General features: G+C 69.3%; 19 protein-coding genes and 5 pseudogenes. 14 read left to right on the top strand and 10 right to left on the bottom strand.

Features of this window, described 5'->3' with window-relative positions; genetic code table 11:
- Positions 1 to 8: 8 nt before the first annotated feature.
- On the bottom strand, positions 9 to 1,169 hold the full coding sequence (locus G4G29_RS13505) for a mandelate racemase/muconate lactonizing enzyme family protein (RefSeq protein WP_183150476.1): 1,161 nt from the start codon (positions 1,167 to 1,169) through the stop codon (positions 9 to 11).
- A gap of 84 nt (positions 1,170 to 1,253) precedes the next feature.
- The gene (locus tag G4G29_RS13500; RefSeq protein WP_183150475.1) at positions 1,254 to 2,057 is read right to left on the bottom strand and encodes an IclR family transcriptional regulator; all 804 of its coding nucleotides are present in this window, start codon (positions 2,055 to 2,057) and stop codon (positions 1,254 to 1,256) included.
- A gap of 335 nt (positions 2,058 to 2,392) precedes the next feature.
- Here G4G29_RS13500 and G4G29_RS13495 point away from each other — a divergent pair, with 335 nt between their 5' ends.
- From G4G29_RS13495 to G4G29_RS23490, 4 genes are read left to right on the top strand one after another with little or no spacing between them, the layout of a single operon-like run.
- Complete coding sequence (locus tag G4G29_RS13495) at positions 2,393 to 3,223, top strand: sugar ABC transporter permease (protein WP_231924911.1); 831 nt, start codon at positions 2,393 to 2,395, stop codon at positions 3,221 to 3,223.
- The gene (locus tag G4G29_RS13490; protein WP_183150474.1) at positions 3,223 to 4,080 is read left to right on the top strand and encodes a carbohydrate ABC transporter permease; all 858 of its coding nucleotides are present in this window, start codon (positions 3,223 to 3,225) and stop codon (positions 4,078 to 4,080) included. The genes G4G29_RS13495 and G4G29_RS13490 overlap by 1 nt, the downstream gene beginning before the upstream one ends.
- A 52-nt stretch (positions 4,081 to 4,132) precedes the next feature.
- Positions 4,133 to 5,320 (top strand): extracellular solute-binding protein, encoded by a 1,188-nt coding sequence (locus G4G29_RS13485; RefSeq protein WP_183150473.1) that lies wholly within the window; start codon positions 4,133 to 4,135, stop codon positions 5,318 to 5,320.
- Complete coding sequence (locus tag G4G29_RS23490) at positions 5,317 to 5,445, top strand: hypothetical protein (protein WP_274601175.1); 129 nt, start codon at positions 5,317 to 5,319, stop codon at positions 5,443 to 5,445. Before G4G29_RS13485 ends, G4G29_RS23490 begins: the two co-directional genes overlap by 4 nt.
- 68 nt (positions 5,446 to 5,513) lie before the next feature.
- Here the strand turns inward: G4G29_RS23490 and G4G29_RS22265 are convergent.
- Positions 5,514 to 6,217, bottom strand: a pseudogene (locus tag G4G29_RS22265) (SDR family oxidoreductase).
- A 58-nt stretch (positions 6,218 to 6,275) separates the two neighbouring features.
- Positions 6,276 to 7,145 carry a dihydrodipicolinate synthase family protein gene (locus G4G29_RS13475; protein ID WP_244632021.1) on the bottom strand — a complete coding sequence of 290 codons (870 nt, stop codon included), beginning with the start codon at positions 7,143 to 7,145 and terminating at the stop codon, positions 6,276 to 6,278.
- 112 nt (positions 7,146 to 7,257) lie between these two features.
- Between G4G29_RS13475 and G4G29_RS13470 the strand changes: the two genes are divergently transcribed.
- From G4G29_RS13470 to G4G29_RS13450, 5 genes are all read left to right on the top strand, one after another.
- Positions 7,258 to 8,655, top strand: coding sequence for an SMP-30/gluconolactonase/LRE family protein (locus tag G4G29_RS13470; RefSeq protein ID WP_183150472.1), 1,398 nt, complete (start codon positions 7,258 to 7,260; stop codon positions 8,653 to 8,655).
- Positions 8,652 to 8,807: a hypothetical protein gene (locus G4G29_RS13465; RefSeq protein ID WP_183150471.1), complete on the top strand. Its 156-nt coding sequence runs from the start codon at positions 8,652 to 8,654 to the stop codon at positions 8,805 to 8,807. The genes G4G29_RS13470 and G4G29_RS13465 overlap by 4 nt, the downstream gene beginning before the upstream one ends.
- Positions 8,808 to 8,917: 110 nt before the next feature.
- The gene (locus tag G4G29_RS13460) at positions 8,918 to 10,375 is read left to right on the top strand and encodes an ABC transporter permease (RefSeq protein WP_183150470.1); all 1,458 of its coding nucleotides are present in this window, start codon (positions 8,918 to 8,920) and stop codon (positions 10,373 to 10,375) included.
- Positions 10,376 to 10,434: 59 nt separating this feature from the next.
- Positions 10,435 to 11,160, top strand: coding sequence for an ABC transporter ATP-binding protein (locus G4G29_RS13455; protein WP_183150469.1), 726 nt, complete (start codon positions 10,435 to 10,437; stop codon positions 11,158 to 11,160).
- 56 nt (positions 11,161 to 11,216) lie between these two features.
- Positions 11,217 to 12,476 (top strand): FAD-binding oxidoreductase, encoded by a 1,260-nt coding sequence (locus tag G4G29_RS13450; RefSeq protein ID WP_183150468.1) that lies wholly within the window; start codon positions 11,217 to 11,219, stop codon positions 12,474 to 12,476.
- 51 nt (positions 12,477 to 12,527) lie between these two features.
- Here the strand turns inward: G4G29_RS13450 and gndA are convergent, their stop codons facing one another.
- Both gndA and G4G29_RS22260 read right to left on the bottom strand, forming a co-directional pair.
- On the bottom strand, positions 12,528 to 13,526 hold the full coding sequence (gndA, locus tag G4G29_RS13445) for an NADP-dependent phosphogluconate dehydrogenase (RefSeq protein WP_244632602.1): 999 nt from the start codon (positions 13,524 to 13,526) through the stop codon (positions 12,528 to 12,530).
- Positions 13,515 to 13,935 (bottom strand): annotated as a pseudogene (locus G4G29_RS22260) (NAD(P)-binding domain-containing protein); the annotation flags it as partial. The gene gndA and the pseudogene G4G29_RS22260, both read right to left, overlap by 12 nt.
- Before the next feature lie 505 nt (positions 13,936 to 14,440).
- Between G4G29_RS22260 and G4G29_RS13440 the strand changes: the two are divergent.
- Both G4G29_RS13440 and G4G29_RS13435 read left to right on the top strand, forming a co-directional pair.
- A complete protein-coding gene (locus G4G29_RS13440) occupies positions 14,441 to 15,208 on the top strand; it encodes a D-2-hydroxyacid dehydrogenase (protein ID WP_244632020.1) in 768 nt (255 codons plus the stop codon).
- Positions 15,205 to 15,702, top strand: coding sequence for a gluconokinase (locus G4G29_RS13435; RefSeq protein WP_244632019.1), 498 nt, complete (start codon positions 15,205 to 15,207; stop codon positions 15,700 to 15,702). The genes G4G29_RS13440 and G4G29_RS13435 overlap by 4 nt, the downstream gene beginning before the upstream one ends.
- Positions 15,703 to 15,710: 8 nt before the next feature.
- Here G4G29_RS13435 and G4G29_RS23485 read toward each other — a convergent pair whose 3' ends face one another.
- The gene (locus G4G29_RS23485) at positions 15,711 to 15,836 is read right to left on the bottom strand and encodes a hypothetical protein (RefSeq protein WP_258566847.1); all 126 of its coding nucleotides are present in this window, start codon (positions 15,834 to 15,836) and stop codon (positions 15,711 to 15,713) included.
- A 227-nt stretch (positions 15,837 to 16,063) separates the two neighbouring features.
- Here G4G29_RS23485 and G4G29_RS13430 point away from each other — a divergent pair, with 227 nt between their 5' ends.
- Entirely contained in the window at positions 16,064 to 16,678 is a 615-nt protein-coding gene (locus G4G29_RS13430) for a 50S ribosomal protein L25/general stress protein Ctc (protein WP_183150467.1), read from the top strand.
- Positions 16,679 to 16,777: 99 nt separating this feature from the next.
- Positions 16,778 to 17,358 (top strand): annotated as a pseudogene (gene pth, locus G4G29_RS13425) (aminoacyl-tRNA hydrolase).
- A 55-nt stretch (positions 17,359 to 17,413) separates the two neighbouring features.
- On the opposite strand, the gene G4G29_RS13420 reads toward pth, so the two are convergent.
- Both G4G29_RS13420 and trpS read right to left on the bottom strand, forming a co-directional pair.
- Positions 17,414 to 17,815: a hypothetical protein gene (locus G4G29_RS13420; RefSeq protein WP_183150466.1), complete on the bottom strand. Its 402-nt coding sequence runs from the start codon at positions 17,813 to 17,815 to the stop codon at positions 17,414 to 17,416.
- Between the two features lie 341 nt (positions 17,816 to 18,156).
- Positions 18,157 to 19,161, bottom strand: a complete 1,005-nt coding sequence (gene trpS, locus G4G29_RS13415; protein WP_183150465.1) for a tryptophan--tRNA ligase — start codon at positions 19,159 to 19,161, stop codon at positions 18,157 to 18,159.
- Between the two features lie 74 nt (positions 19,162 to 19,235).
- Here trpS and G4G29_RS24090 point away from each other — a divergent pair.
- A pseudogene (locus G4G29_RS24090) lies at positions 19,236 to 19,769 on the top strand (DUF4166 domain-containing protein); the annotation flags it as partial.
- A 163-nt stretch (positions 19,770 to 19,932) separates the two neighbouring features.
- Here the strand turns inward: G4G29_RS24090 and G4G29_RS13405 are convergent.
- Positions 19,933 to 20,770 (bottom strand): annotated as a pseudogene (locus tag G4G29_RS13405) (exodeoxyribonuclease III).
- Positions 20,771 to 20,773: the final 3 nt, after the last annotated feature.

Below are 20,773 nucleotides of genomic sequence, written 5' to 3'. Positions count from 1 at the left end.
CCGCAGGGTCAGTGCCGCACGTACTCCGCGATGGCCGCTTCGTCGACCGTGACGCCGAGCCCCGGACCGGTCGGCACGACGAAGCCGCCGTCCGCACGGACCTCGAGCGGTGTGGTGAGGAGGCGGTTCGCGACGGGCAGCGTGAACGGCTGGTATTCGAAGGCGAGCAGCGATGCAGCGCTCGCGGCGACGCGCACGCCGGCGGCCATCGCGATACCGAAGGCGGCGGAGTGGTGCGGAGCGACCGGGACGTGGAACGCGTCGGCGACCGCGGAGATCGCGAGACCCTCGGTGATGCCCGTGCGGCCGATGTCGGGCTGCGTCAGACCGACGGCGCGGCGGGTGAGCCAGTCCGTGAACTCGAAGCGACTGCGCATGGCCTCGCCCACCGCGACCGGGGTCGCGAGCGCGGCGGCGAGGTCGCGGTGACCCTCGACGTCTTCCGGCGCCAGCGGTGCCTCGAAGAACCACGCCCTCCGGTCGTCCAGCTCGCGGCCGAGGGCACGTGCCTCGCCGAGCCGGTAGGTCCAATGCGCGTCGAGCGCGACCTCGAGATCGGGATGCACGGCGCGGATCGCGTCATAGGTCGCGAGATCGGTGCGGATGTCGATGCCGAGGTGCAGCTTGATGCGCCGCACGCCGCCCTCGACGAGCTCTGCGGCCTTCTCCGCGCGCTCGACGTCGTCGGCCCCGCGGATCCCGGAGACATAGGTTGGCAGGACCTCGTGAAAGCGGCCGCCGGCGAGCTCCGAGACCGACAGGCCGGTCGCATGGCCCCACAGATCCCAGAGGGCGATGTCCACCGCGGCCATCGCGTCGGCCTGGTGTCCGGTGAGGTGTCCGCGTTCCCGCATCGACTCCGACATCCGGTGCCAGAGCGTGCGCACCGAGCGCGGGTCCTCGCCGAGGATCAGCGGAGTCAGCAGATTGTCGACGATGGCCGCTGCGACGACCGGCGCGACGGGTGCCAGTGCCTCGCCCCAGCCGACCAGTCCCTCATCGGTCTCGATCTTCACGAGCAGGGTCTCGTAGCCCGGGGAGTACAGGCTCCGCCACGGTGGGCGGATCACGTAGCCGCGGTGCTCGACGGCGGTGTCGCCCGCATACGAGTTGTTCGCATCCTCCTTCGAGAGGTAGAGCGGGAAGGTCTGGACGCGCGTGATTCTCATGGGGTCTCCGAAGACAGGGATGGTCGAGCGGCCGACGGCGGGGCGCCGCGGTCGGGGAACGGGAGCCGCACGCAGCGGCAGAGCTCAGAGCGCCGCGAACGCCGATGCGGTGCGCGAAGGGCTGTAGCCGAGGGCGACCGAGATCTCGTCGGCGGCTTCGATCAGCTGCAGGGCGAGCTCCTGGTGCGGGGCGTGCAGATCCAGCACCGACAGGGGGCCGCTCGCCGAGATGCCCGCCACGATCTCGCCCGCACGGTTGCGGATCGGCGCGGCGATGCAGGCGCGGCCGAAGGCGAGCTCCTCGATCTCGGTCGCGTAGCCACGGCTGCGGGTCTCGTCGAGGGCGGTCTGCATGGCCTCGCGGTCGACGATGGTGTGCGGGGTGAAGCGCTGAGGCGTCTGCGTGAAGTACTCGTCCACCTGCGCGTCGGTCATGCCGGAGAGAAGGGCCTTGCCCAGGCCCGTCGCGTGCAGGGGGCCCGTGCGCCCTGCCATGTCGAACGACTTCGGCGCGAGGGCGCCCTCGAAGTTGCACAGGTACATGAAGGTGAAGCCGCTGAGCTCGGCCACGTTCACGCCGATCTCGATCCGGCGCGCGAGGTTCTGCGCGATCTGCCGGGACGCGCGGAAGAGAGGGGAGCCGTTGAGGGCGATGGTGCCGAGGGAGACGGCCGCGGGGCCGAGGCGGTAGAGCCCGGTGCGATTGTCCTGCACCACGAACTTCATGCGGTCGAGGGCCGACATCATGCGGGAGACCGTGGACTGCCCGAGGCCGGTGAGCGTGCAGAGCTCCGAGACCCGCAGCTCGCCGGACTCCTCCGTGAAGCAGGCGAGCAAGGACATCGCCCGTTCGACGGTCTGGGTGCCGCCCACCGATTCCGACGCCATGGTGACTCCTCCTCCTCACATGCGTCGCACCTGCGACGCCGGCGGCCTCCGCCGCTGCCAGTCATCCTACGGAGAGAAATGACTTCGAGCAACACAAATGTGGGTGTCTTATGCATGTTGTGGATTTCTCATCCGCATTGTGGTTGACTTGCCGCACGTCGACGTCGACCACTGTGACGACGACGCGCAGGGCCCCACGGGGTCGTCTCTACGGGAAAGTGACTGCAATGCAACAAGCCATACTCGAGCGGCCAGCGGAGAGTGAGCAGAAGGCCGTCGAGCCACGCTCCGGGCGACGTTCCACGCTGGGCGCGAAGGATCGCACCTTCGGTTTCATGATCGCACTTCCCGCGGTCCTCCTGTTCCTCGTGATCGCGATCTTCCCCCTCGTGTCGAGCATCTTCACGAGCCTCTTCGACCAATCGCTCCTGCGCCCCGAACGCACGTTCGTCGGTCTCGACAACTACGCGGCCGTCTGGGAGGAGTTCTTCGCCCGGCTCGGCACGACCCTCGTGTTCGCCTCGCTCTCCACCGTCTTCCCCCTCGTGCTCGGTGTGGCGCTCGCCCTGCTGCTGAACGCCCGCATGCGCGGACGGAACATCCTCCGCGGCGCGCTCATGCTGCCGTGGCTTCTCCCCGGCGTGGTCGTCTCCTTCCTCTGGGCATGGATCTTCAACGACAGCTACGGCGTCGTGAACCATGTGCTCTCGGTCTTCGGCCTCCCGGAGGTCAGCATGCTGGGCACGCCGACCGGCGCGATGGCCGCCGTGGTCATCGCCAAGACCTGGCACTCCTTCCCGTGGATCATGGTCGTCGCCCTCGCGGTGCTCCAGACGCTGCCGAGCGAGCAGATCGAGGCCGCCACGATCGACGGTGCGACGCGTGCGCAGCGGTTCCGCCACATCTCGCTGCCGCACATCGCCGGGCCGGTCACCCTCGTCGCCGTGCTCGAGTTCATCTACAACTTCGGCAACTTCGACACCATCTTCGTGATGACCGGCGGCGGGCCGGGCAACTCCACCACGACGCTCGCGGTCAGCCTCTACGACCTCGCCTTCGGCAGCTACGAGCTCGGCAAGGCCTCCGCCATGGGCACGCTCTGGCTCGTCCTGCTCGCGATCATCACGACCGGGTACCTGTTCCTCAACCGACGGCTGGAGAAGTGATGCGCCGTAGTCGCGATGTGGGGGAGTCGATCATCCGCCCCCACCTGTCCATTCCGGGGCGGGTCCTGCTCCTGCTGTTGGCTCTGTTCGGTCTGCTGCCGGTGTACTGGCTCACGGCCACCGCATTCACGAAGAAGGAGGACGTCTTCTCGCTGGACCGTCCGTTCTTCCCGGTCGATCCGACGATCGAGAACTTCGTCGGCTTCTTCCAGAACGATCTGCTGCTGAAGAACCTGATGAACAGCATCATCGTCTCCACCGGCACCGCTCTGCTCGCGGTCCTGGTCGGCGGTCTCATGGCGTACTCCCTGTCGAAGTTCCGGTACCGGGGCCGCAACGCCGTCATGTTCATGTTCCTCATCGGTCAGCTGATCCCCGGCGCCCTGCTTCTCATCTCGCTGTACCTGATGCTGAGCTCGGCCGGACTGCTGTACACCTACACGGCGCTGATCATCTCGTTCACCACGTTCACGCTGCCGCTCGCCGTGTTCCTGCTGAAGGGCATCATCGACGCCCTTCCCGACGACATCATCGAGGCCGCGAAGGTCGACGGGCTCTCGCGCACCGGCACCATGTTCCGCATCGTGTTCCCGCTCGTGGTCCCCGGGCTCATCACCGCCGGCATGTTCGCCTTCATGCGCGGGTGGAGCGATCTCCTGTTCGCTCTGACGCTCGCCGGCCCGGACAAGCAGACGCTCCCGGCCGGACTGACCCAGGCCTTCATCCGCGAGGGGACCGCCGACTGGCCCGCCCTCATGGCCGCGTCCCTGATCACCTCGCTCCCGCTCGTCCTCATCTTCATCCTCCTGCAGCGCTACTTCGTCTCCGGCCTCGCCGCCGGTGCCGTCAAGGGGTAGCCCTGCGTCGCCTGAACAGCTCTACCCCCATCACCTCGAAGGAGCAGTCTCCATGACCATCTCGAACTCACAGCTGAGCCGCCGAGCCTTCCTCGGAGGCGGCACCGTGCTCGCCGCGTTCGGCGCGCTCGCGCTCGCCGGGTGTGCGACGCCCGCCGCACCCGGCGCCGGTGCCGGTGCCGCCGCGAACGCCGCGACGAAGGCCGAGACGATCAACTTCTACGGCAACTCGCTGGGCGAGGAAGCCCTGAAGTCGGCCTGGCAGGGAATCCTCGACGGATTCTCGAAGAAGGAGGGCGTCACCGTCGCCCCGGTCATCTACCCCTACGATCAGGCTGCCACCCAGCTCGCCCTGACCGGCCGCTCGGGCAACCTCATGGGCGTCGGGCAGTCGGGCGGATGGCAGGTGCTCACGCCGATGAACGTGCTCGCCGATCTCAGCGACCTCGCGAAGGGCCTCGGCATCCCGCAGGGCGTGCTCGACTCGTACACGATGGACGGCAAGCTGCTGGTCCTCCCGCTGACGGCCGCCGGCATCGGCATCATCACCAACGGAGAGATCGCGAAGAGCGTCGGCATCACCTCGGGCATGACCGTGGAGCAGTTCGCCACCGCACTCGAGAAGATCAAGAAGCAGGACTCCTCGCTCATCCCGTACGCTGCGGTCACGAAGAACCCCGACCTGAAGGACGCCGTGCCGTGGATGTGGGGCTTCGGCAGCGATGTGGTCACCGACGACCTGAAGTGCACGCTCGGTGACGCGGAGAGCGTCGAGGCGGTCACCTGGTACAAGTCGTTGCAGGACGCCGGCCTGACGCAGACGAACGTGGCGCGCAGCGACGCCCGCATCCTGTTCGCCAGCGGCCGTGCCGCCCTGTACGACGATGCTCCGCTCGCCTCGACCTTCGTCAAGACCAACGGCGCGGCCCAGAACATCATCGACAACATCGGAGCGATCGCGCGCCCGACCGCCGGCGGAAGGACTCCTTCAACCGGGCATGGGGCAGCGGCGTCTTCGCGACCGCGGGCGAGGGCGAGCTCACGAGCCGAGACTTCATCCTCTACGCGGCCACGAACGTCGAAGCGGCGACGGCTCTGTACGAGAACTCGGCGGTCGCTCCTGCCGCCAAGACCGTCGCCGACAAGATCCCCGCCCTGGCGGCCGACACCTTCCAGGCGGCGTTCCGCACCGAGGTGTCGGAGCACGCTCGTGGCGCCGCGTGGGATCGTGTGGCCGTGACCGCGCAGATCGACGCCGCCATCGGCGCCGGGGTCGCGACGATCCTCGCCGGTCAGGTCGACGCGCAGTCCGGACTCAACGCGCTGAAGAAGGAAGTTCAGGGGCTGCTCGATTCCAACGCCTGAGCGGCGGAAGACACGAAGAAGGCCGCGTCCCGGATGGAGACGCGGCCTTCTTCGTGGGAGGCGGCGGATCAGAGCCAGCGATCCCGAAGGGTCGGTTTCAGCCAGGCAGCGGGGGAGGAGATCGACAGTCCGCCGTCGACGGGGATCGACGTGCCGGTCACGAACGACGCGGCATCGGACGCCAGGAACGCGACGACGGATGCCACCTCCTCCGGGCGGCCGATCCGTCCGAGCGGGTAGCCCTCGCTCTCGCCCGTGTCGGCGGCGGAGATGCTCCCCGGCTGCACGGCGTTGACGCGGATGCCCTGCGGGCCGTAGTCGAGCGCGAGTTGGCGGATGAGGCCGTCCACACCCGCCTTGGCCGCGGCATAGGCGGGCAGGGCGGGTGCGGCGAGCGATGAGTTGACCGAGGTGACCGCGACGATCGAGGACCCGCGAGAGAGCCGGGGAGGGCCGCCCGTGCCACGAAGAACGCCGAATCGAGCGTCGCGCCCAAGGCTCCGCGCCAGTCGTCGTCGCTCGTCGCATCGGCGCGGGCGATCGGCATGCGCCCTGCCGCGAGCACGACGACGTCGAGCCGACCGAGTGCGTCCGCGGCATCCGCGACGACGCGGTCCGCGGTCTCCGGTCGGCTGCAGTCGCCGATGAGGTAGTTCACGAAGACCGGATCGTCCGGGTCTTCGAGTCCGACACCCACCACGGCGTCTCCACCGTCGACGAAGGCGCGGGCTATCGCGAGGCCGATGTCGGAGCTGCCGCCGATCAGCAGCACGCCGCGGCGGGTCACACGCGCACCGTTGCGGGGATCGGCGGCAGCGACAGCTCGTCGATCACGAGCTTGACGGATGCTCGGCTGCCGGCGTCGAGACGCGAGGCGGGGGTATCGGACGGTCGCGTGGTCGATGACGCCGCGCGCGACGAGGACCTCCTTGTGCACCGCCCATGCGATGCCGCCCTGCAGACCGATCAGCACGAGAGGGAGCATACGACGGAACTCCGCCCTGGCCTCGTCGACCCGCCCGTCCAGGAACAGCGCGAGCACCGGCCCGAGCAGATCGGGAACTCGCACGCCGGCATCGTGCCGACGGCTCCCCTCGCGTACTCCTCGAGGCAGAACTGGGCGTTCTGTCCGCCGAGGACCGCGAAGTCCGGATCGTCGATCGCCGAGACCACGGCGCCGACCTTGGGCGCAGTCGGGGGCGCCTCGACCTTGACCGAGTCGACGCCGTCGAGGCGGGCGAGCTCGGCGATGAGGCCGGGGCCATGGCGACGCCCGTGACGCCCGGGGCGTCCTGGACCATCACCGAGAGCGAGGTCGCGGCGGCCACCTCGCCGTAGAAGTCGACGAGGGTCCCGGCGGGTGGTTTCACCATGAACGGCGGGAGGACCATCAGCGCATCGGCGCCGCCCTCTTCGGCGAGGAGCGACTGCTCGATCGAGGTGGCCGTCGAGGTGCCGTTGACGCCCGCGATCACCGGGACCCGGCCGTCGACCACGCCGACGACGTCGTCGAGGATCACGCGACGTTCCTCCGTGGTCAGGGCGAAGCCCTCGCTGGCCATGCCGAAGACCGCGACGCCGTCGACGCCGGATGCGAGCTGGAACTCGACCAGTCGGCGCAGGCTCTCGCGGTCGAGGCGGCCCGACTCGTCGAACGGAGTGGCCAGGATCGGCATCAAGCCGTGGAGTGTCGGAGCCATCAGCGGAGTCCCTGCTTCTTCATCGTGTGCCCACATTTCTCGCAAGTGATATGCATATTGTGAGATAGTCTGCCACATAACGGTTACGAGCTACCAGCTAAGGAAGTCCCTGATGTCGCACCCGACGACCGCGCGAACCGTCGAGATCCTCTCCGACGCCCGATACGTCCAGGCCGAGTCGCCGCGATGGGACGGCCGCGACGGCAGCCTCGCCTGGATCGACATGGCTACAGGATCCCTCCACCGCGGCCGACTCGTCGACGGACGGGTCGTGCCGGACACCGCGGTCGCCGTCGGCGCGCAGATCGGCGCCCCGATCCCGCTCGCGCAACCCGGGGAGGGATGGGTCGTCGGTGTGGACCGTCGGGTGGTGCACGTGAGCGACGACGGCATCGTCTCACCGCTGACGAGCGACATCGCCGCTCCCGGCGACTACATGAACGATGGCGGCGGCGATCCCTTCGGCCGGTTCTGGGTGGGCAGCCAGTCGATGCCCCGAGACCCGCACTGCACGCTCTGGAGCATCGAGCCCGACGGCACCGCGGTCGCACGTCTGGGCGGGGTGACGGTGTCGAACGGACTCGCCTTCGACCGCACGGGGTCGACCCTGTACTACATCGACACGCTCCCGAACCGCAGCATCGAGGCGTTCGACGTGGCCGGCGACGGCTCGCTCTCGAACCGACGCACGGTGTGCCGCGTCGACGGCGGCAACCCCGACGGCATGACGGTCGACCTCGACGGCATGCTCTGGGTCGCGGTCTGGGACGCTGCCGAAGTGCGCCGGTACTCGCCGGAGGGGCTTCTCGAGACCGTCGTGCTCCCCGCCAAGCGCCCGACCGCGGTCGCGCTCGTCGACACGATGCTCGTGATCACGACCGCGAGCATCGGGCTCGCAGACGCCGGCGAAGCGGATGGGGCACTGCTGGGGGTCCGGGTCGACGTCGGCGGCGCTCCGACGTGGCCGTGGGGCGGTGCGGCCCCGAGCCCCGTGACGACTCGGCCCTGGGCGTGGCGCGATGAGCACCGTGGACAACGCGCAGCTCAGGGAGCGGCTGAGCGCCGGCAGGATCGTCGCCATTCTCCGGGGACCGATGTCGACGCCACGGTCGCGGCGGCGCTGACGCTCATCGGCGAGGGCATCCTGACGCTCGAGATCGCGCTCACGCTGAGTGATGCCGAAGAGGCGATCGCCCAGGTGACGCGGGATGCTCCTCCCGAGGCGCTGATCGGTGCAGGCACGGTGCTGGACGAGGCCGATGTGGAGCGGGCGGTCACCGCCGGCGCGCAGTTCCTGGTGACGCCCACGCTCAGCCCCTCGGTCGAGTACGCGGTCGCGCAGGGGATCGGCGTCCTCCCCGGCGTCTACACCCCGACCGAGGTCCAGCGAGGGCACGATGCCGGCAGCGCCGCGGTCAAGCTGTTCCCGGCGTCCGCGCTCGGCCCCGGGTTCGTCCGCGCCATCCGCGATCCCTTCCCCGACGCGCGGATCATCCCCGTCGGAGGGTGAGCGTCGACACCGTGAGCGCGTACTTCGCTGCCGGCGCATTCGGCGTCGGTGTGGGCGGACCCCTCGTCGGCGACGCGGCCACTCCCGGCGGCGATCTCGACGCGCTCGCCGTCCGCGCCCGGCTGTTCGCGCAGGCTGTGCGCAAGGTCTGAGGCGGCTGCGCCGCAACCCATAGGCTTCTCATCACTGCGCCCTCGATCTCGCATATGCGCAGTTCCTAACGTCGATCTCACCCCGCGATGGCCGCGGCGGAAGGAGAGAGATGTACGGAAGATACCTGCGGCGCGAACTCGCCGGCCGCAAGAAGCAGACGGTGATCGTCGCGATCGGACTGGCGGTGGCGATCGCGCTCGTGATCGTCGTGAACGCGTTGACGACGGGCGTGCGCGACGCGCAGACGCAGGCGCTGGAATCGGTGTACGGTGTCGGCACCGATCTCACCGTGACGGGCGCGGCCACCGAGCCTGGCCAGGGTGAAGGGCCGCGCTTCGAGTTCGACGCCGATGCGGGGGAGACCGACGGCGAGACGACCACGCTCGCGCAGTCGATGCTCCGGCCCGACTTCCTCCGAAGCACCCTCGACTCCTCGGTGCTCGACACAGTCGCCGCCACCGACGGCGTCGCCGCCGCCTCAGCAGCCTTGAGCCTCACCAACTCCACGTTCTCCGGAGAGATGCCCAGCGGCGGATTCGCGCAGCAGGGCGACGGACAGCCGGCAGCCCCGGAAGACGGGCAGGCTCCGCCCGACGGCGGACAGGGCGGCGGAGGCTCCTTCGGAGTGGACTCGTTCTCCGTTCTGGGGATCGACCCGACGACCACCGCGATCGGGCCGCTCGCCTCGACCGAGGTGACGGAGGGACGCGGGTTCGACGCGGATGACAGCGATGCCCTGGTCGCCCTCCTCGACAGCACCTACGCCGCGACGAACGAGATCGCCGTGGGAGATGTCGTCGATGTGGGCGGATCGGATGTCGAAGTCGTCGGGCTCCTCGCATCCACCTCGGACAGCGCCGACACCGCGGCGAACGTCTACGTGCCGCTGCGCACGGCGCAGACGCTCGCCGGGCTCGGTGACGTCATCTCCACTGTCTATGTGCAGGCCGATTCCGTCGCCACGATCGACGCGGTGAGCGCCTCGCTCGCTGCGGAGCTGCCGGACGCGACCGTCACCTCGCAGTCCGACCTCGCGTCGACCGTCTCGGGCTCCCTCTCGAGCGCGAGTGCTCTGATCACGAACCTCGGAACGTGGCTGTCGATCATCGTGCTCGCCGTCGCCGTGCTGCTGTCCGTGCTGCTCACGCTGTCCGGCGTCGGACGCCGCACCAGGGAGTTCGGCACGCTCAAGGCGATCGGCTGGTCGAACGGCCGGGTCGTGCGTCAGGTGGCCGGAGAGTCGATGGTGCAGGGACTCATCGGCGGAGCCGCGGGTCTCGTGCTGGGCATCGCGGGCATCGTGCTGATCAACGTCCTCCGACCCACGGTCGCGGCGAGCGTCGGGGGTCAGGAACTGGCGCCAGGCGGCATGGGCGCAGGGGCCGACCGGTGGCGGGGGATGCTCCAGACTCCGGCGGCCGACATCGTGCTCCAGGCGCCGTTCACCCCCTGGGTGCTGGTGTCGGCCGTGTGCCTCGCCGTGCTGGGCGGTCTCATCGCCGGGGCATTCGGCGGCTGGCGCGCCGCACGTCTCAGCCCCGCAGAAGCCCTGCGATCGATCGCGTGAGTGCCACGCAGCCCGCTGAAGCCCGACAGAACACGAATCCTCACCACAAGGAGAAGAACATGATCATGGCAGACCTCGAGCAGACGGAGCCGCGCATCGCGGAAGAGCAGGCGCTCTATCGCCTCACGGCCGTCACCAGGACGTACGCCCAGAAGGATCGCATCGTGAAGGCGCTGACGGGCGTCGATCTGGACATCATGCCCGGGGAGTTCGTCACGATCCAGGGTCCGACCGGCGGCGGGAAGTCGACCCTGCTGCAGCTCCTCGGCGCGCTCGACACGCCCTCCGCCGGCTCGCTCCTGCTCGAGGGCAGGGAGCTCGCGTCGGCATCGGCGAAGGAGCTCGGTCGGATCAGGGCGGCGGAGATCGGGTTCGTCTTCCAGGGGTTCAACCTGGTGCCGACGCTCACCGCCGCGGAGAACGTCGATATGGCGCTCGAGCCTCTCCGCCTCGAGAAGACGGAACGCCGCACGAGGGTCGCCGAGGCACTCGCCCACGTCGGCCTCGAGGACCGTGGCGCACACCTGCCCTCCGAGTTGTCCGGCGGTCAGCAGCAACGTGTCGCGATCGCCAGGGCCATCGTGAAGCGACCGCGCGTTCTTCTCGCCGACGAGCCGACCGGCAACCTCGATGAGAGCATGCGTGACGAGATCCTGATGCTGCTCGAGTCGCTGTCCGCCGAGGGGATCACCATCATCGTGGTGACGCACGACTCCGCGGTCGCGCGACGCGCGACGCGACGGCTGCGTCTCGCGAGGGGCGTGGTGCAGGACATCACGACCTAGGGCGGGCCGGGGCGGGACCGGTGCGCGATGTCGGTACCCGTGGCTACAGTGTCGGCATGGCTGACAGCATCGATGCTTCTGTTCCTCCCCGCCCCTCCGTCCACCGCCCTCGCACCGTCGAAGAACTCGCCGACGTCGTGCGAGAAGCCGCCCGTGAGGCCGTCCCCTTGACCGTGGTCGCCGGCGGACACGGCCCGTGGTCGCATGTCCCCGCCGACGGCATGCGTCTCGAACTCTCCGAACTGTCCGGCATCGAGGTCGACGGTGCCACCGTGCACATCGGCGGCGGCGCGGTGTGGGGTGACGTCGCCACCGCGTTGGCGGCGCACGGTCTCGCACTCAGCTCCGGCGACACCGCATCGGTCGGTGTCGGTGGTCTCACGCTCGGCGGCGGCATCGGATGGATGGTGCGAGCCTGGGGTCTCGCCGTCGATCAACTGGTCGGCGCGCAGGTGGTCACGGCATCGGGCGACGTCGTCGAGGTCTCGCCCGAGGCGCATCCTGAACTCTTCTGGGCGTTGCGCGGCGGCGGAGGCAACTTCGGCGTGGTCACCCGCTTCGACTTCGCCGCGCACCCGTTGCCGGGCATCGCCTTCGCCGAGAGCGTCGTCGACGGCGATGCCGCGGAGGTCCTCCGCACCACGAGGGAGCTGCTGCGTACGGCGCCGCGCGAGCTCACCGTGACGTACATGGACGTCCCGCCGATGGATCCGAGCGCTCCGGCTGGTGCGCGACTGAGCGCCGTCTGGGCAGCTCCGGAGCCCGATCGGCTGCGCGCGGTGTTGGCTCCGATCACCGCGCTCGACGGGGTGCAGACCGAGATCACCACTCCGGCATACCGAGACGTGCTGATGGAGATGCCGCAGCCGGAGGGTGACGATGCTCCCGCGCCTCCCGGGTTCATCGGCGGCAACGGCCTCTACGCCGATCTCGACGACGAGCTCATCGAGCGGCTCGTCGCCTTCCGCCGCGCGTATCCGGCCTCCGTCGTCTTCCTGCGGTCGCTGGGCGGGGCGTTCCACGACGTCGCGCAGGAAGACACCGCGTTCCCCGCGCGCACGGCGAACTGGTTCGTGATGGCCGGCGCGTTCGACATCCCCGGGATGCTCGACGAGGCCACACGCTCCGCGATCGAGGCAGACGGGGAGGCGATCCGCGCCGGCCGCCTCGCCGAGTACGGCAACTTCGCCGACACCGAACGACCGGAGGCGGTGCCGGGTATGTTCTCGCCGGCAGCGCTCACCCGGCTGCGTGCGACCAAGGCGGCGTGGGACCCGCAGAACCTCTTCCGCCGCAATCACAACATCCTCGTGTGACGCACGAAGGGCCGGGCACCTCGCGGTGTCCGGCCCTTCGATGGCACGAGGTCAGTGCGTGTCTTCCGCCTCGATCTCGGTGCGGTCTCCCGACCACAGCGTGTGGAAGGTGCCTTCCTTGTCGATGCGCTTGTAGGTGTGCGCGCCGAAGAAGTCGCGCTGACCCTGCACGAGGGCGGCAGGCAGGCGGTCGGCGCGGATGCCGTCGTAGTACGACAGCGACGACGAGAACGCAGGGGCCGGGATGCCGGCCTGGGCGGCGGTCACGACAACCCGACGCCACGACGCCTGTGCCCGCGTGAACGCCTCCGCGAAGTACGGTGCCGTCATCAGCACCGGCAGATCGGGGGTCGCGGCGTAGGCGTCGGCGATGCGGTTGAGGAACTGCGCACGGATGATGCAGCCGCCGCGCCAGATCTTCGAGATCGCACCGAGGTCGATATTCCAGCCGTACTCGGCCGCACCGGCGCGGATCTCGTCGAAGCCCTGCGAGTACGCGACGATCTTGGAGGCGTACAGCGCCAGGCGGACATCCTCGATGAACTGCTCGGTGTCGTCGGCTGCGACCGTGAACTCCTCGTCGGGGCCGGGGAGGCCGCCGGCGACGGCGCGCTGCTCGGGGTGCGATGACAGCGAGCGGGCGAAGGTGGCCTCGGCGATGCCCGACACGGGGACGCCGAGCGAGAGCGCGGTCTGCACGGTCCAGGCGCCGGTGCCCTTGGCTCCGGCCTGGTCGAGGATCACGTCGACGAGGGGCTTGCCGGTCGAGGCATCCACCTGGCGGAGCACCTCGGCGGTGATCTCGATCAGGTACGACTCGAGCTCGCCCTTGTTCCATTCGGCGAAGATCTCCGCGATCTCGGCGGGCGACTTGCCCGTGCCGCGGCGGATCAGGTCGTAGGCCTCGGCGATGAGCTGCATGTCGGCGTACTCGATGCCGTTGTGCACCATCTTGACGAAGTGGCCGGCGCCGTCGTGGCCGACGTGCGTCACGCACGGCTCACCCTCGGCGATCGCGGCGATCGACTTGAGGATCGGGCCGAGCGTGATCCACGACTCGTCGGAGCCGCCGGGCATGATCGACGGACCGGTGAGCACCCTCCTCGCCGCCGGAGATGCCGGCGCCGACGAAGTTGATGCCGGTCTCCCTGACCGCCTTCTCGCGGCGGATCGTGTCGGGGAAATACGCGTTGCCGCCGTCGACGATGATGTCGCCCGGCTCGAACACCTCGACGAGCGCGTCGATCACGGCGTCGGTCGGGCCGCCGGCCTTGACCATGATGATCGCGGTGCGCGGCTTCTGCAGCGAGTCGGCGAACTCCTGGTAGGTGCGCGCCGGGACGAAACCGGCCGCGGGGTGCTCGTCGAGGAGCGTCTGGGTCTTCTCGTAGCTGCGGTTGAAGATCGCCACCGTGTTGCCCTCGCGGCTGGCGAGGTTGCGGGCGAGGTTCGATCCCATGACGGCGAGTCCGACGACTCCGATGTTCGCTGATGCTTCGGGCACAGAAGGCTCCTCGATCGTGAAGAAGGGGTGGTTTCAGCGTATCGCTGTACGGGAGGTCGGCGCTCACCTGTGTCACGAGGCGACGGACGTCAGAGGTGGCGGCGAGTTCGGCGAGGCAGGCTGTGCCCTCTACGCTGGTCGGATCAGTGCCGTGCGCGGAGGGAGTCCCGATGACAGAGCCCGAGACCAAGGTGCGAGCGGTCGTGGCCGTTCCCCTTCCCGAAGAGCTGTGCCGGCTCATCGAAGAGCGTGAGCCGCGTCTCGAGGTCGTCCGCGACCACTCCGTGATGCCGCCCATGCGCGGCCCCGCCGACTGGACGGGGGATCCGGCGTTCGTCCGCAGCCCCTCACAGCAGGCGGCGTTCGACGAGATGGTCGACTCCGCCGACGTCCTGTTCGGCATCCCGGACGTCGATCCCGCCGCCCTCGCCCGCACGGTGGCCGCGAATCCCCGTCTGCGGTGGGTCATGACGACGGCGGCCGGGGAGGCAGCTCGATCAAGGCGGCAGGTCTCGACCGTGAGGCGCTGGACCGGATCGTGTTCACCACGAGCGCCGGCGTGCACGGCGGCACCCTCGCCGAGTTCGCCGTGTTCGCGGTGCTCGCCGGAGCGAAGGGGCTGCCGCGTCTTCTGGCCGACCAGCGCGCGCGCACCTGGCCGGAGCGCTGGGAGATGCGTCAGGTCGACGAGATGACGGTCCTGATCGTCGGCCTCGGCGGCATCGGTTCCGAATGCGCACGCCGCTTCCACGCTCTCGGCGCCGAGGTCTGGGGCACGACCCGGTCCGGACAACCTGTCGACGGCGTCGACCGCCTCGTGCCACTCGATGAGCTGGTCGATGCGGTGCGGAAGGTCGATGCGATCGTCGTGACGCTGCCCGAGACCGCCCAGACGCGACACCTCATCGGTGCGGACGTGCTCGCCGCAGTGCGTCCGGGCGTCATCCTCACGAACGTGGGCCGCGGCAGCGTCATCGACGAGGCGGCCCTGCTTCCGGCGCTGGACGACGGACGCGTGGCCTTCGCGGCACTCGACGTCTTCGAGCAGGAACCCCTCGATGACACGTCTCCGCTGTGGGCGCACCCGAACGTGCTGGTGAGTCCGCACACCGCCGCGCTCAGTTCGAAGGAGGAGGAGCGGATCGCCCGCCGCTTCGCCGACAACGCGACGCGCCTGCTCGACGGACAAGAACTGCGTGCCGTCGTCGACACCGTGGAGTTCTATTGAGCCTGCGCATCGTGGTGATGGGGCCGAGCGGCAGTGGCAAGTCCACGGTCGGCAGCGCGCTGGCCGAAGCCGTCGGCGCACGCTTCGTCGACGGCGACGACCTGCACCCGCTGACCAACGTCGACAAGATGGCCGCCGGCATCCCGCTCGATGACGACGACAGGATGCCGTGGCTGCGGACCGTCGGCGTGACGCTTCGCAGCGAGGATCTCATCGTGGTCGCCTGCTCGGCGCTGCGGCGGAGGTATCGTGACGCGATCCGCGCGGAGGCGCCGGACGTGTTCTTCGCAGAACTGGTGGTCGATCGGGCGACGTTGGCGCAACGGTTGGATGCCCGCGAGGCACACTTCATGCCGGCATCGCTGCTGGACTCCCAGTTGGAGACGCTCGAGTCGTTGCAGCCCGGGGAGACGGGCGTCCAGGTTCAGGCGTCGCTCGGCCTGGACGAAGAAGTGCGGGTCATCCGGGACGCCGTGCGGTCGTCAGCGGCCTGACGCCGAGATCAGTCCTTGCGGTAGCCCGAGCGGCCCATGGCGAAGAGGGCGCCGAGGCTGCCCACGACGGCGCACACGCTCATGGCGCCGATCAGCCACAGCAGTGCGTGCGAGAAAAAGGCGCCGTCGAGCATGGGGGTTCTCCGTGTTCTGCAGAAAAGGACCGGTGTCTTCAGCCTACCGGGTCATCCGGTACCATTGAGGCTGTACCTCGGCGAGGGATGCTTCTGCGCGTGCGCGTTCATCCGTTATCGACGCGGCGAAGCAAGCCCGGTGGCTTTCCTCACGCGTCCGCGTTCGAGTCCCACAATTCCAAGACCACCGCGCGGCGCCTTCGCTGCGTGCCCCGAAGGAGAACCCCATGTCTGAAGACACCAAGGTCCACGCCGAGCTCCGCGAGAGCTTCGGCAAGGGCTTCGCCCGCCGCCTCCGCGCTGCCGGCAAGATCCCCGCCGTCATCTACGGTCACGGCACCGAGCCCGTGCACGTGGCGCTGCCCGGCCACCAGGTCTCGCTCATCATCCGTCGTGCCAACGCGCTGCTCGAGCTCGACATCGAGGGCAAGTCCCAGCTCGCCCTGGTGAAGGACGTCCAGAAGGACCCCGTGCACCAGATCATCGAGCACATCGACCTGCTCGTCGTGAAGAAGGGCGAGAAGGTCGCGATCGACGTCCCGATCGTCGTCACCGGCGAGTCCGCCTCCGGCACCATCGTGAACCTCGACGCGACCACGCTGTCGATCGAGGCTGAGGCCACCCACATCCCGCAGAACATCGAGGTCTCGGTCGAGGGTCTCGAAGAGGGCGCGCACATCACGGCCGCCGAGGTGAAGCTCCCCAAGGGCTCCACGCTGCTCTCCGACCCCGAGGTGCTCGTCGTCGCCGTCTCCGTTCCTGCTGCTCCCACCGAGGATGAGGACGAGACCGCGGCCGAGGGTGAGACCGCCGAGGCGTCCGACGAGGCCGCCGCGGAGTGATCTCCGGCTGAATCATCACAGAGGGGACGCGATCCGATCGCGTCCCCTCTGTCGTATCCTGACCGAGGCGTTTCGCCCGCGCAGGGAGAGGACGAGGACATGGCATCGACCTGGCTCGTGGTCGGGCTCGGCAACCCCGGTCCGCGGTACGAGAACACCCGTCACAACATCGGTCAGATGGTGGTCGACGAGATCGCTGCGCGCCGGAACGAGGCGTTCCGCGAGCACAAGGGCGGGGCACGCGTCGTCGAGACGTGGCTGCGACCCGGTGCCGACAAGCTCGTGCTCGCGAAGCCCAACACCTTCATGAACGTCTCCGGAACCCCGGTGGCCGCACTGGCGCGGTTCTACTCGGTCCCCGTCGAGCAGGTCGTCGTCGTGCACGACGAGCTCGACATCCCGTTCGACACCATCAAGCTCAAGACCGGGGGCGGGCACGGCGGACACAACGGCGTGCGCGATGTCGCGCGTGCCCTCGGTACGGCAGATTTCCCCGTGTGCGAGTGGGTATCGGTCGGCCCGTCGGCCGTCAGGACCCGGCGGACTGGGTCCTCTCGCCTTTCGGCAAGGAAGAGCGGCCCAACCTGTCGATCCTCATCGACGACGCGGCCGATGCGGTCGAGCTGCTCGTCGGCGAAGGGCTGCTCGCGGCCCAGCAGAAGCACCACGCTCCACGGTGATGCCGGCGCGCCCGGTCGCGTGGGCCGACGCGCCCGGCTGGGCAGGCCGGCGCGATCAGGCGGGATAGCTGGAGAAGCCGACCGCACTGCCTGCGGCGAGGGCCGACACCAGGACGATGAAGAAGATCACGGCTCCGACCACGGCGATGACGAGTGCGGCGATCCCCGCGCCGCGACCCCGTTTCTTGGCGATTGCGAGTATCCCGACCACGATGGCCGCGATACCGAGGATCGTCCCCGCCCAGAACGAGAGCTCGGCCCACAACACCTGATCCCGCGCGGGCGCGAGCACGCTGAGGTCTTCGGTGGTCGTGGTCGAGACGCCCTGGGGCAGGACGCGTCCGATCTCGAAGGCGCTGATCCCGACCACGATCGCGGGGACCACGGCGGCGACCAGGGCGAGGATCAGAGCGAGCATCCCGAGGTACGCCGACGGGCGCGGGGCGGTCTCCGGCACGGGTAGGCGCCGGCCGGGCGGCATACCCGCCCACGGGGACCTGATACGCACCGGGAGGGGCGGCCGGCGCGCCCTGCGCGGGCGCGTACGGAGGCGTCTGCGGATACGCGGGAGCAGCCGTCGGATACGGGGAGCCGCCGCTGGGGTGGGCGGAGCTGCGGGGTACGCGGGAGGTGCCGCCGGATATGCGGGTATTGCAGCGGGCGGCGGGACCACTCCGGATGGAGCCTCCGGGGCGGGGGCGGCCCCCGATGCCGTGGGTGGCACGAACGAGCCGGGGTTCTCGGCGCCGGACGGGGAGGCAGCTGCGGATCTGTCACGCCCCCATCCTAGGGCGCGGCTCAGACGCGGCGGAGCAGCCCCACGCGGTCGTACACATGGGACAGGGTCTCGTCGGCGACGGCGTCCGCGCGGCCGGCGTTCTCCGCGAGGATGCGGTCGAGTTCCGCGGGATCGTCGAGCAGCTCGAGGGCGCGGGCGCGCACCGGCTCGAACTCGTTCACGACGACCTCGGCGAGGCCCTTCTTGAAGTCGCCGTAGCCGCGCCCCGCGTACTCGTCCTCGATCGCCGCGACCTGACGCCCGGAGAGAGCGGCGTAGATCGTCAGCAGGTTCGAGACCCCCGGCTTGTTCTCCCGGTCGAAGCGCACTGACCCCTCGTTGTCGGTGACGGCCCGCATGATCTTCTTCGCCGACTTCGCCGGGTCGTCGAGCATCCACAGCACACCTGCGTCGCTCTCGGCCGACTTCGACATCTTGGCCGTCGGGTTCTGCAGGTCGTAGATGCGGGCGGTCTCCTTCTGGATGACCGGCATCGGCACGGTGAAGGTCTCGCCGAAGCGGGAGTTGAACCGCTCCGCGAGGTCGCGCGTCAGCTCCACATGCTGCTTCTGATCGTCGCCGACCGGCACGACGTCGGTCTGGTAGAGCAGGATGTCGGCGGCCATGAGCACCGGGTAGGTGAACAGTCCGACGCTGGTGGCATCGGCGCCGTATCGGCTCGATTTGTCCTTGAACTGGGTCATGCGGCCGGCCTCACCGAAACCGGTGATCGTGCTGAGTATCCACGCGAGCTCGGCGTGGGCGCGGACGTGCGACTGCACGTACAGCGTCGACAGCGAGGGCTCGATGCCCGCGGCGATGTACTGTGCGGCCGTGCGTCGCGTCTTCTCCCGCAGCTCAGCCGGATCCTGCGCGACGGTGAGGGCGTGCAGGTCGACGACCGAGAAGTACGCGTCGTAGGAGTTCTGCAGATCTCGCCACTGGAGCAGCGCGCCGATGTAGTTGCCGATCTGAAGGGAGTCGGCTGAGGGCTGCATTCCGGAGTAGAGGCGGGGTTTCGTCACAGCATCAATCCTATGGGGTGCGTGCGCGCGCTCTACGATGGGCGCATGATCTCACGCTCCCGAGGGAACCGGGCATGACCGCTCGGGGTGCGGTCTTCCTCGAGGTGCTGGGGGCGCAGGCAGACCGACTCCATCCGGCGATCCTCGCGCAGCTGCGGACGACCGTCGACGACGATCAGGCGGAGGGGATCTTCGTCGTCGCCGGCAGCCGTTTCCGCGGACTCACGGCGCTGGCAGCACCCGTCGTCGGCCCTGGGCTGTGCGTCACGCGCTTCGCGCGCGACGTGCCCTTCCGGATCCGCACCGCCACGTCGCTTTCCGACTCGGGCCGATCCATCCTCCACACCAGGCGCGAACTCCGCTTCGCGAAGGGGACGCAGCACGTCGTGGATCGGCTCACAGCCACCGCGAAGCCCGGCGTGGTCCACAACGCCCTCGGGGCCCGCGGACGCGTGGAGATGCTCGAAGAGTGCTCGGTCACGCCGGAGGGAGCCCTGCGCATGCGTACGCTCGCGGTCGCGCTGCGACTGGGCAGGCGCCGGATCGCGCTCCGCGGCATCCTCGGCGTGCACGTGGATCTCGTCGACGGCTGGGATGAGGCCCACGGGCGTCGCACGGTGTCGATGAGGGCCAGGAGTCCCTTGCTGGGCACGGTTCTGGAGTACCGCGTGGGTGGTATCGGTACCCCGAGCCCGAGCCCGAGCCCGAGCCTGAGCCCGAGCCCGAGCCCGATCCCGAGCCCGAGCCCGAGCCTGAGCCGCGGACGAGCGCTCAGTAGCGGTAGTCGACGACGACCGGAGCGTGGTCGCTCCAGCGTTGGTCGTAGCCGCCGCGCGGGCGACGTGATAGGTCTCGACGCGCTCCGCGAGAGCGGGCGTCGCGAGGTGATAGTCGATGCGCCAGCCGGAGTCGTTGTCGAACGCCTGCCCGCGCATCGACCACCAGTGTAGGGGCCGTCGATCTCGCCGTGGAACCGACGTCCGACATCGACCCAGCCCAGACCGGTGCCGATCGTGCCGTCGACCGCGGTGACCTCCGCGCCGGACTCACCGAGGAACCGGTCGAAGTATGCGCGTTCTCGGGGGAGGAAGCCGGCTTTCTTGCGGTTGCCTCGCCAGTTCTTGATGTCGAGCTCTCGGTGCCCGACGTTGAGGTCGCCGGTCACGAGCGCGAGAGCGCCGTCGGAGCCGAGCTCGCCGAGGCGGGTGCCGAACGCGTCGAGGAACTTCCACTTCTCGTCCTGCTTCGGGGTGTCGGCCTCGCCGGAGTGCACGTACGCGCTCACCACGGTCAGCGGCTGGTCGCCGAGAAGGTAGTCGGCCTCGATCCAGCGCCCCTTGGAATCGAAGTCCTCCGGGCCGAAGTCGGTGCGCGATGCGAGCGCAGGCGTGCGGCTGGCGATCGCGACGCCGGCGCGCCCTTTCGCAGTCGCCTCGTCATGGACGAACGACCATCCGGGGAGGGCGGCCTCGAGGTGCTCGTCCTGCCCACGGACCTCCTGGAGGGTGAGGATGTCGACGCCGGCAGCATCCAACCAGGAGCTCATCCCGTTGCGAGCCGCCGCTCGGATTCCGTTGACATTGACCGTGGCGATACGCAGATGAGGCATGTC

Source organism: Microbacterium sp. Se63.02b, assembly GCF_014171575.1.
GTDB lineage: Bacteria > Actinomycetota > Actinomycetes > Actinomycetales > Microbacteriaceae > Microbacterium.
The sequence above is the reverse complement of the archived record's forward strand: the minus strand, read 5'-3'. Positions and strand labels throughout refer to the sequence as shown.